Annotated in this window: 8 protein-coding genes; 3 read left to right on the top strand and 5 right to left on the bottom strand. The window is 34.7% G+C overall.

The features are described from left to right. Nucleotides 1–7: 7 nt before the first annotated feature. Entirely contained in the window at nt 8–448 is a 441-nt protein-coding gene (locus HBB17_RS08845; RefSeq protein WP_167957117.1) for a DUF1934 domain-containing protein, read from the top strand. Nucleotides 449–528: 80 nt separating this feature from the next. Here the strand turns inward: HBB17_RS08845 and HBB17_RS08840 are convergent, their stop codons facing one another. From HBB17_RS08840 to HBB17_RS08825, 4 genes are all read right to left on the bottom strand, one after another. Beyond that, nucleotides 529–984 carry a hypothetical protein gene (locus tag HBB17_RS08840; RefSeq protein ID WP_167957116.1) on the bottom strand — a complete coding sequence of 152 codons (456 nt, stop codon included), beginning with the start codon at nt 982–984 and terminating at the stop codon, nt 529–531. A gap of 194 nt (nt 985–1,178) precedes the next feature. Further along, nucleotides 1,179–1,907 (bottom strand): lysophospholipid acyltransferase family protein, encoded by a 729-nt coding sequence (locus tag HBB17_RS08835; RefSeq protein WP_167957115.1) that lies wholly within the window; start codon nt 1,905–1,907, stop codon nt 1,179–1,181. A 154-nt stretch (nt 1,908–2,061) separates the two neighbouring features. Beyond that, on the bottom strand, nt 2,062–3,510 hold the full coding sequence (locus HBB17_RS08830; RefSeq protein WP_167957114.1) for a M15 family metallopeptidase: 1,449 nt from the start codon (nt 3,508–3,510) through the stop codon (nt 2,062–2,064). 214 nt (nt 3,511–3,724) lie between these two features. Continuing rightward, a complete protein-coding gene (locus HBB17_RS08825; protein WP_167957113.1) occupies nt 3,725–5,185 on the bottom strand; it encodes a nicotinate phosphoribosyltransferase in 1,461 nt (486 codons plus the stop codon). 314 nt (nt 5,186–5,499) lie between these two features. Between HBB17_RS08825 and HBB17_RS08820 the strand changes: the two genes are divergently transcribed. Beyond that, nucleotides 5,500–6,636 (top strand): DUF3298 and DUF4163 domain-containing protein, encoded by a 1,137-nt coding sequence (locus HBB17_RS08820; RefSeq protein WP_167957112.1) that lies wholly within the window; start codon nt 5,500–5,502, stop codon nt 6,634–6,636. A gap of 209 nt (nt 6,637–6,845) precedes the next feature. Here HBB17_RS08820 and HBB17_RS08815 read toward each other — a convergent pair whose 3' ends face one another. Continuing rightward, the gene (locus HBB17_RS08815; RefSeq protein ID WP_167957319.1) at nt 6,846–9,281 is read right to left on the bottom strand and encodes a GH36-type glycosyl hydrolase domain-containing protein; all 2,436 of its coding nucleotides are present in this window, start codon (nt 9,279–9,281) and stop codon (nt 6,846–6,848) included. A 633-nt stretch (nt 9,282–9,914) separates the two neighbouring features. Here HBB17_RS08815 and HBB17_RS08810 point away from each other — a divergent pair. Then, nucleotides 9,915–10,931, top strand: a complete 1,017-nt coding sequence (locus tag HBB17_RS08810; protein ID WP_167957111.1) for a LacI family DNA-binding transcriptional regulator — start codon at nt 9,915–9,917, stop codon at nt 10,929–10,931. Nucleotides 10,932–11,744: the final 813 nt, after the last annotated feature.

Here is an 11,744-nt window from a genome sequence, read left to right as displayed (position 1 = left end):
GCAAACGATGACGAAGGATGTTTTGGTGACAATTGCGGGTCTTCAGTTTGAAATTGATAGTGAAGAACCCATTGAAGTGATCACAACAGGTCAGTATTTCTTAAAGAATGAAAAACACTATATCTTATATGATGAAATTCTAGATGATACGAAGGAAGTATGTAAGAACCGAATCAAGATTGGTAAAGATTCCGTTGAGATCTTAAAATCAGGTGCAAGTAATGTGCATATGGTGTTTGAAACGAATAAAAAGAATCTGACATATTATAACACGCCATTTGGTAGTTTGTTAATTGGAATAGATACCACGAAGATTGCGTGTAAAGAGAAAGAAGAAGAAATTGAACTGTATATCGAGTATGGATTAGAAGTCAACTATTCCCATGTATCCGATTGTAAAATAACAGTACGTATTGCTGCGAAGAAAGAGATAAACGCAGAGATATAAAGCAAAAGAATAATAAAGCATCTGCACAACATGTCGTTATAAAATAACATATGTTGTACAGATGCTTTAATTGTATTATTTTATTTATTTTTAGTGACTTTATTCTTCATTTTCTTAAAGAATCCGACTTTCTCTTGTTTTGTGTCAAGAGAACCTCTAAGTCCTTTTACTTCCATGATATAGATACCGTTCATAACGGCTTTCACTTCTTTTTTTACTGGAACAAGATCGAAGATTTTTTCATCACAGATCAATGGCATAATCTTTGGACCAATTTTGGCTTTCACGATTGGTACCTTAGAACCTCTTAGATACTTAGGTGTTTGATCAATAACGATCTTAGGAAGACCAGCTTCTTTCAGTTTCATACGTTTCTTGTCTATTACTAATAAAGAGACTGTCTGTGCACCTGCTTGCATCTGTGCTTGAGATACCTCTTGTTTTTTCTGCATCTTGCTTCCGAATATATAAAGTACTACCAAAGCTACAACGATAACAGCCAGTACGATTAGCAATACAATACTCCATGTTGGCATTTTATGTACCCCCTTCTTTGTTTTCTAGTATTAAGCTTGTATTTGCATATTGTGTTGCAATATTTCTCATATGACATAAGCCATACGAACCTATTATAGCATTATTTTATATAAATGAAAATAGCGTTTATTTAATTCCATAAGGAAATTTAAAGATTTCATTAAAGCGAACAGATTATCTTCCACAAAGGAAATTAGATCAAGGCTTCATTTTTTTCAAGTGTATCTTTGATGATTCCTTGAACATATGGTGCAAGATGTCTGCGAACATCTTGTGGAAGATCTTTGACATAGATTGGTTCCCCGAATTCAATAATAACATGACCTTTTCGTATCCATGGTAGATGGTTTTCAAATAGATTATCTGTATTATTCATGGAAACAGGAATAATTGGACAACCTGATTTTTCCGCAATTTTAAAACTACCTTCTTTGAATGGAAGCATTTCTTTCTCGTGATTTCTGGTTCCTTCTGGAGCGATAAAGATAGAATGCCCATTTTTTACTAGACTTATGCCTTCTAATATGGTTTTCATACCTTCTTTAATATTCTCCCGATCAAGAAACAAGCAATGTAGATTTTTCATCCAACTGCTGATAAATGGAAGTTTGATCATCTCTTTCTTTGCCACAAAACCAGTTAAGGTTGGAACGGATGTGTAACCAATTAAAATATCAAAATAACTTCTATGATTGGACACATATAATACAGGTGTATCTTTTGGTATATTCTCTAAACCAATAACTGTTTTTTTAACACCACAACCAGCTAGTATCATTTTAAATGCAGTTACTACTATTTTTTGTGAACTGCGTACTTTTAGTTGTTTATTAAACTTGCCAATAATAAATTCAATAAACAGTAGTGGAATACTTAAGATAAAAAATATGAGTAAAAATACACCGACAAATAATGTTTTCATGTAAATCCCTATCCCTTTCGTACAACTTTTTTCATTTGCTTACATACATAAGAATATTGAATACTTACAGATTTGTCTGAACGATACCAATAAAATAAGAGTATGTAAGCATAATCTAATATACTCACAATACTCTTATTATATCATAAAATTATTATATTAACCACATCAAACCAAGAACTAAGTCATCCTCAATGATAATTGGTTCAGAACTTTGTGTCGTTGCATCCTCGTTTTTAGAAGAGGTATCCCCTTCCGAAGAACCTTCATCATTGGTTAGTTCACCAGAGCCAGTGTGATTGTTTTCCGTTGAATTGCTATCATCCGTTTCACTGGAATCAGAATCAGTTACGTGATCCGTATTGGAAGAGTTGTCACTGGAGTCATTTGGTTTGGTTGGATCTGAATTGATATTCTGATCCGATGAAGGATTTTTATCATTAGAGGTCTCTTTGTCGGAGGTATCCTTATCATTCGACGGATTTTTTGACGGATCCTTATCCTTTGACGGATTCTTGTCCTTTGAAGGATTCTTATCTTTTGAAGTATCCTTGTCCTTTGAAGTATCCTTGTCCTTTGAAGTATCCTTATCCTTTGAAGTATCCTTGTCTTTCAAACTATCTTTTTCACCAGAATTTTGTGTATCTTTACTTGTAGTTTCGTTGTTAGTCGTTTCCTCTTTGTTTGAATCGGAAGAGTTTTCTGGGTTAGGAAGTTCATTGATAATATCATCTGGATTATCTACATCAATGGCATTATCATAACTTGTATCATCATCGTCTGTTTTAACAGGTGGTTCATAAGAATAATATTCTTCTAATGTTAAGTCGTTTTCATACAGATATGTAGCAAGTTCGACGCCAAGATAACGAATGTGCCACGGTTCATATGCATAACCTGTTATATCTGCTTTCTCTTGTGGGTAACGGATAATAAAACCGTATTCATGACCGTGTTTGGCAAGCCATTTCCCTTCCTCCGTATTACCGAAGGATTCACTAAGTCGATTTCCAATTGATGATGCAGATACATCAATGGACAATCCTGTTTGGTGCTCACTAAATCCTGGTTTTGCAGAATACCGGTTAGTATAATCTTCACCTTTGGTTCTTAAATTGCGGTTATAGATTGCATGTTGTCTTTCGTAGGAACGGTAACCAGATACACCACAGATCGTATAGCCATCATCTAAAGCTGCTGAGAATAATTTTTCAAGTGCAATAGCTGCTTCTTTACGAAGCATTCTTTTTTCGTCAGCATAATCAAAACTGAAAGTTACATTTGGTTCTGTTAGATCAGAAGGAACATAGTCTTCTGGTAAAGAATATTCTTTGTTGACAAACACACCAATACTTTCTGGATTGGTATCTAATGGAGCATTGGCAACCACATGGAGAGTTGCAGAACCGTCTGTGTCATGTGCAAGAGCTTGAACGGAATTAGTGCTCTTCGTGTTCTCTTTCTCAGCTGTTTCATCCTCATTATAATAGTATTCATAATCCTTAGTGTGATCCTTGGATTTTGACATAGAAGTAATTGATGAATAAACAATCACGGAAAGAAGTAATACGGATCCTGCAACAACTAGTATTTTCTTACGCATAGTATCAGCCTTTCCAATCGTCGACATACACCGACGTATATATTGAGAATGAATTGTGTAACCAATTTTTATTATAGCATAATTAATCGAAATTTCTAGATAAACGAAAAAAATTAAGAAAATAATAAGAAAAGAGACTGCAAAAGAGATCGAATATAGAATCGAACACTTGGGAGTCTCTTAATAATCTAGTCTTTATGCACTATTAATCAGATTAGTGGCTATGGTTTCTAGAATTGTAATTGTCTAATAATTGGTTCTTTAAGTGCCATAATTCATTGGATAAATCCACATAGACACGATGTGGATTAACAAGACGTCTTGTCTCATCCCATAATGTGGCCAACTCTTTTTGACAATAATCACGGATTTCCATAACCTTTGGTGATTCATATACGCATTTACCATCAATAAAGATCGGAACAAGTAATTCACGTAGTGTGTATTCACCTGCATCCAAATACGTCTTTTTCCAAGTGGAAATTGGGTCAAAGAGCATTAATGGATTTTCTTCTGAAAAATGTTCATCGACTAAGGCAATCAAATCTGCTTTTAGTTTCCCATTTTCTTTTTCGTACACACGATATACGGTTTTGTTTCCTGGGTTAGTAATCTTCCATTCATTTTCTGATAATTTAATCTTTGGAATAAACTTTCCATTTTTCTTAATAGCAGCTAGTTTATAAACACCGCCGAAAGCAGGGCAATCCTTACTTGTAATTAGATTCGTACCAACTCCCCAAGAAGTGATTGCAGCACCTTGTGTTTTCAAGGAGTCTATCAAATATTCATCTAAATCACTGGATGCACAAATTACTGCATCATGGTAGCCAGCATGATCAAGCATCTTACGAGCTTTCTTAGATAGATAGGCAAGATCTCCACTGTCAAGACGAATTCCATATTTTACAGGCATCTTATTCGCTGCCTTGAGTTCATCGAATACTTTAATTGCATTTGGTACACCACTACGAAGCGTATCATACGTATCAACTAATAAAGTTGCATTGTTTGGATAAAGTTCTGCATATTTACGAAAAGCAGTAAGTTCATCTTCAAAACTCATAATCCAACTATGTGCATGTGTACCTAATGCCGGAATATCGAATTCTTTCGCACTAAGAACATTGCTTGTACCAATACAACCACCAATTACAGCAGCACGAGCACCTAACGTACCAGCATCTGGTCCCTGTGCACGGCGCAGACCAAATTCCATGATTCCATCACCATCAGCGGCAAAGACAACACGAGAAGCTTTGGTAGCGATTAAACTTTGGTGATTGATGATATTGAGAAGAGCGGTTTCTATTAATTGTGCTTCCATAATTGGTGCAATGACCTTAACCAATGGTTCCATAGGAAATACAACGGTTCCTTCCTCCATTGCATAGATACTACCAGTAAACTTGAAGTTTGCCAAATATTCAAGAAAATCTTCATCAAATATGCTTAAAGAACGGAGATAAGAGATATCTTCTTCACTAAAATGTAAATTCTTAATATAGTCGATTACTTGCTCTAATCCAGCAGCGATTGCATAACCACTACCAGAAGGGTTTGTTCTATAAAAAGCATCAAATATAACGGTTTCATTCGTTTTATTCTTAAAATAGCCTTGCATCATTGTTAATTCATAAAAATCGGTTAATAAAGTTAAGTTTTGTTTTCCCATGTCCTTACTCCTTTGTTATTTCGGAATTCCTAATGAGTTGTGATGATTGGAGAATACGTTTGCGCCCAGCGCAAAAATGTATCTTCTATATTATAGCACTTTTAATTAAATGTACAATACTTACAGAGACAAAATTATGCAGATACACGCATTGCGATTGTTTCAGGTATGTGGGAGTTACATTACAATGAAAAACATTCTGTAAATCAGTAAGAGTAATGAAATTAATAACAAAATATAAGAATAGTATAGCAAATAAATGGAATTTTATAGTAATATAGTAAGAGAAGGCTGGAGTAGGAAAGGAAAAAGACATGGGTACATATAGCAATGAAAAACCAAGTAAACTAAGTAAACTAAGTAAACCAAGGAAAACAAGAAAAGCAGGCTGGATCATGTTAACCATGCTAAGTCTTATACTTAGCGGAGTGTGTGGCTGTAGTAGAGCAAAAATCGTTCAGGAAGGGCAAATGGATGAGGCTGTATCAAGTGAATTAGAAGAGTCAAAACAAACAGAACTAGAAGTTGAAGAGACAGATAAAGATAAGACCGTGACAACGGGGGAAGAGCAGACAGAAGAAACCATAGCATCGGCAGAAACGCCAGAAGAAAAAACGACAAATACAAAAGATGAGGTTGATCAAAAGGAGAAAACGGGAGAAACGAAAGAATCTACAGGAGCAAAGATACCATATAGCAAGTTGGAAAACTGTATCTATATATGGGAAGATGAAGAGCAGAAGGAACTCTTACAAGGATATGTTTCCTTGGTGAATAATGAGGAATCAAAAAACTATAAGTATAAGAATAGTGATTTAGTTATCCTTGAAGCAAAAAGCAGCTATCCAAGTATAGAGGATCAAAACAATGGGAAATTACAAAAAGCTTTAGAGGATGAGAATAAGAGACAGAAGGAAAAATTTGAAAAACAGGTAGCAGAAGCCCTTGAATGGGCAGAAAGTAATGTGCAGGGTATTGATAGTACGAACCAGGAGTTAAACCCAATTGGTCCTTATACATTTGATCTTTCCTGGCAAGTAATTCGCAATGATGATAAGATGCTTACCATCGTATATTCGTTATATTCCTATGCAGGAGGGGCACATCCTAATTTGTTTAAATCGGTTGTATCCTTTCGAACTGACACAGGAGAGAGGATAGAAGTAAAGAGTATCACTGATGATGCGAAAACAGTCAAGAAGATCATCGTGCAGGAATTAATTACATTTGTAGAAGAAAACAAATGTGAGCCATATTTGTTTGGGAATGAGGTATACAAAGAAGTATTTGAACAATGGGATACCAATTGGTGGGTACAAAATGGAATCCTTTTTGTAGGTTTTAATACATATGATATCGCTCCTTATGTGGCAGGACCATTGGTGATTCCTGTTTCTTTATCAAAAATAGAAACCTATTTGAACCCATATGGGAAGTCATTACAAGAATAAGATGTACGTAATTTATTTGTAGTATACTTACCCGGAATTATACATACAATGAGGTGAGATCGTTCTGAATAGTGGTAGTATGATTGCAACATATAGGAACGAGTGAAAGTGTAAAGCGATACATATAATAAAAAAAGTTCGATAAGATTGTTAGGGATCTTATCGAACTTTTTTATATAATTGGAAGTCGATCTCGGAGAGGAAGGTAATTAGCCTAAAGTAATTGTAACATTATATTCTTGTTTTCCGTCAACGAATGGAATCATATTGCCAGACATTTCTTGTCCGTCAACAACTAACTTAGCAACACCTTTTTGTACACCATTAGGATTTTCAACAGTGATGTTGTAAGTTGCACCACGGAAGATACGAGTTGCTTTGAATCCAGGCATTGTACTTGGAATACAAGGGTCTACGATTAAACCATCGAATTCTGGACGAATACCAATAATGTATTGTGATACATTAACGAATGTCCAAGCTGCAGTACCAGTTAACCAGCTATTCTTTGCTTCTCCATGACGAGGAGCGTCAGCACCAGCAACCATCTGTGAGTATACATAAGGTTCTGTACGATGGATTTCGCTGATCTCTTCCACATAAGCTGGACAAGTCTTTTTATAGATTTCAAATGCACGATCACCATGACCAATAACTGTTTCAGCAATAGAAACCCAAGGATTGTTGTGACAGAAGATACCAGCATTTTCTTTATATCCAGGTGGGTATGAAGATACTTCACCAAGATTTAGATAATAGTCGGAGAAAGCAGGTTGTTGCAACATAACACCGTATTTGGTATCCAGTCTTTCTTTTACAGAGTTCAATGCTTTTTCGGCAAGACCTTCTTTTACACCGATGCCTGCAAGTACACAGAAACCTTGTGGCTCGATAAAGATCTGCCCTTCTTTACATTCTTTTGAACCGACTTTTTCACTATATGCATCATAAGCACGAAGGAACCATTCGCCATCCCAACCACTTTCTAATATCGTGTCATACATCTTATCAACAGCTGCATTTACACGATCTGCTTCTGCTTGGTTGCCAGTTCTCTTACATAATTCTGCATATTCTCTACCATATTTTACGAACATACCAGCGATAAATACGGATTCGGCTTTTCCGCTTTCAAAGTTTGAACATGTTTGGAAAGACTCACCTGGAGTTTTGGAGAAACAGTTCAGATTTAAGCAGTCATTCCAGTCAGCTCTACCAATCAATGGTAAACCGTGTGGTCCTAAATGCGTATTAGTATAATCGAAGGAACGTTTTAAATGTTCCATTAATGTCTGTGCTTTGCTTTCATCATTATCAAAAGGTACGGATTCTTTTAAGATATCGAAATCGCCGGTTTCTTTGATGTATGCAGATACACAAGCAACTAACCAAAGTGGGTCATCATTGAAACCACTACCGATATCCATGTTACCTTTTTTCGTTAATGGTTGGTATTGATGATATGCACTACCATCTTCAAATTGTGTAGATGCAATATCAATGATTCTTTCACGAGCACGATCTGGAATCAAATGTACGAAACCAAGTAAGTCTTGACAAGAATCACGGAATCCCATTCCACGTCCAGTTCCGGATTCATAATAAGAAGCAGAACGAGACATGTTAAATGTAACCATACATTGATATTGGTTCCAAGTGTTGATCATTCTTGTTAATTTGTCATCACTTGTTTCTACCGTATATTTTGATAAAAGATTTTTCCAGTGATTTTTTAGTTCAGTAAGAGCAGTTTCTACTTGCTCATTTGTTTGGAACTTCGCTAACATTTCTTTTGCAGGAGCTTTGTTGATTACGCCAGGAGCTTCCCACTTTTGATCTTCTTCATTTTCAATGTATCCAAGAAGGAAGACATAGGTCTTTTCTTCACCAGGTTGTAGGGTAAGATTAATGTTATGAGAACCAATTGGAGCCCATCCACTTGCTTTGCTGTTTGTAGATTTTCCTTGTTCTACAACGATTGGACGATCTACACCACGATATGCACCAAGGAAGGAATCACGATCTGTATCATATCCATCAACTGGAGTGTTTACTGCGTAAACAGCATAGTGATTTCTTCTTTCTCTGTATTCTGTCTTATGATAAATTGCAGATTCTTCAATTTCAACTTCTCCAATACTGAAGTTTCTTTGGAAGTTTGTCATATCATCTACAGCATTCCATAAACAGAATTCTATGTATGAGAACAAAGAGATTTCCTTTTGTTCCTTACCAGTATTCTTTAATGTTAAACGATTAATTTCACAGTTTGTTTGAAGAGGTACGAAAGCAGTTAACTCCGCTTGTAACGCATTCTTCTTTGATGTGAAAACAGTATATCCAAGACCATGACGACAGCTGTATTCATCAAGTTCTGTTTGTGTTGGTTGCCATCCTGGATTCCAAACGGTATTTCCATCTTTAATGTAGTAATAACGTCCATTCGTATCAGCAGGAATATTATTATAGCGATAACGAGTTAAACGTAATAGTTTTGCATCTTTGTAAAAACTGTAACCACCACATGTGTTGGAAATTAGTGAGAAGAAGTTCTCACAACCTAAATAGTTGATCCATGGAAGTGGTGTAGTTGGTGAAGTAATAACATATTCTTGTTTTGCATCATCAAAAAAACCAAATTTCATCTTATTCATTCTCCAATCTTTATTGAAATATAGTCTATACCATCCTTATGTTTTTAAGAATACATAGCATGGTATAAGAAACTTTTGCTATGAAAACGATTAAGTTAAGTGAAAAAACACGTTTCTTATACAAATTAGTATATATTACAAACGAAATAAAAGCAATAACCAACCCAATATTTGTTGAATATACACAATAAACGAGCAAATATCTATGCAATATCACAATGTTGAAAAAATATTTGTTTTTTCTTTCAGTCCAAAGGAAAAAGAAAAAAATTAGTAAAAGGATTTCGTAAATGAAAATTTATGTCAAATAAAAACGAATAAGGAAGATTTAATAAGAAGATTATATTGTCAAATAATTATCATTATACAGGAAAATATCAATAATTATATGAATAATCGGAATATTTATGCAGAGTGCATAAATTTATTAAAAAATAGCAGAATTGTTATTGTTTTCATTGAAAACCTATGGTATAGTTAATTACGAAAACGTTTACGATATGGCTACGCGAGTAGACTCTTGAACATATATCATTTACTAGAATAATCGAGCATTAGGCTTTGCGTATTCATAAAATATGTTGTATAATGTCAAAAGTATAGTAAATATTGGGGGATATTGGTATGGTTTCAATGAAGGATATTGCATTAAAGTGTAGCGTGTCTGTAGCAACAGTAAGCAAAGCTTTGAATGACCATAGTGACATTAGTCAAGAAAAAAAGAGAATAATAAAAGAAACAGCAAAAGAAATGGGGTATTTTCCGAATTCTGCAGCACGTGCATTAAAAACCAACCGTACGTATAATATTGGTGTCCTTTTCGTTGATGATGCCAATAGTGGTCTGACTCATGAATATTTTGCAAGTGTTTTGGAAGGATTTAAAGTAGAAGCGGAAAAAAACGGGTATGACATAACATTTATCAATCATCGCATCGGAGTTCGTACTATGTCATATTATGAACATTGTATGTATCGTGGTGTTGATGGTGTCGTAATCGCTTGCGTTAATTTCAACGATCCTGAAATCTTGGAATTGATCAAGAGTGATCTTCCAGTTGTAACCATTGACCATATCTTTAATAACCGAATTGCTGTAATTTCTGATAATGTGAAAGGCATTCATGACTTAATCGAATATGTATATCAGGCAGGACATCGAAAGATTGCCTATATCCATGGTGCTGATTCTGCGGTTACATCAGATCGTTTGGCTAGTTTTTACCGTACATTAGAAGAATATGATATTGAAGTTCCAGATGAATATATTAAGGAAGCGGCTTATCATGATACAAAGAAAGCAGAACAATGTACGAGAGAACTGCTCCAATTGAAAAACAGACCTACATGTATCTTATATCCAGATGATTTTGCTTGTATTGGAGGAATCAATGTGATAAAAGCATTGGGATATCGAATTCCAGAAGATATATCGGTTGTAGGATACGATGGTATAACTGTATCGGAAGTTTTAGAGCCAAAATTAACGACCTTAAAACAGGATACGACTACATTAGGAAGAGAAGCTGCCAATCACTTAGTTGATCTGATTGAGAAACCTAGGACAACCTTGATTGAACGGGTTGTGGTTCCTGGTAAAATCCAAGTTGGAAAATCAGTAAGGCAGATTACTCCAGTATAGGGAATACTAGAGGAAAACAAAAGACAACAAAACATAAAACACAAAAGAAAATAAATTAAATAAATAAATATATAAAACAAAAGACAATCTTCAGAAGCCTGGTAAGAGTTGAAGGTAATACTTAACGGGCGAACAAGAGAAGATTGTCTTTTTTGTTAGACTTTTGTCATTTGAATCAGGAATAGAGAGGATCCATGAACAAATATTCATGAACAGATGCACAGATTAAGAAAAATATATGAAAATACTAGAAAATATAAGAAAGTAAATAAGTATAATTATATAAGGATAAAACTGGAAAGATGCATTGCTGGTAATTTTGCAATTGATTATTTCAACAAATATTTACGAAATTTTTATTTAAAATAAAGTATGCTTCCTTGACATTTGCATAACTACATGTTATACTTCACAAGAACGAAATGTGGTAGTTAGGCAAATTGCCTAAAGATGGTATTAGGATTGGTTGTTTATTTCGTTGTACGTAATTGAATCTTATATTTATATTGATAATAGAATGATGGAAAGGGCAAAAGTAATTGCTGATTCACTTTTGTGCAAGCACAACGGAAATGCGTTTATACCGTTGCATCATAGAATTATGAAATAGGAATGCTTGATTGGTTTGAATCCTATAACATAAGCAATCTCTAGATATTAAGTAATGGCTTGTTCCCAAATCAAAGAAATATAGGGAATAACTACTTAAATATAAGAGTGATAAAATAGTTACAGATCAGAAATAATATAAATGCGATGCTTCACTTAATTAAGGTAGCTCTTAGTCCCAGGTTGTAAGGTCTAAGGGTTTTT

The organism is Anaerosporobacter faecicola, from assembly GCF_012070565.1.
GTDB lineage: Bacteria > Bacillota > Clostridia > Lachnospirales > Lachnospiraceae > Anaerosporobacter > Anaerosporobacter faecicola.
Note: the sequence above shows the minus strand (reverse complement) of the source record. Positions and strands in the feature narration are given on the sequence as shown.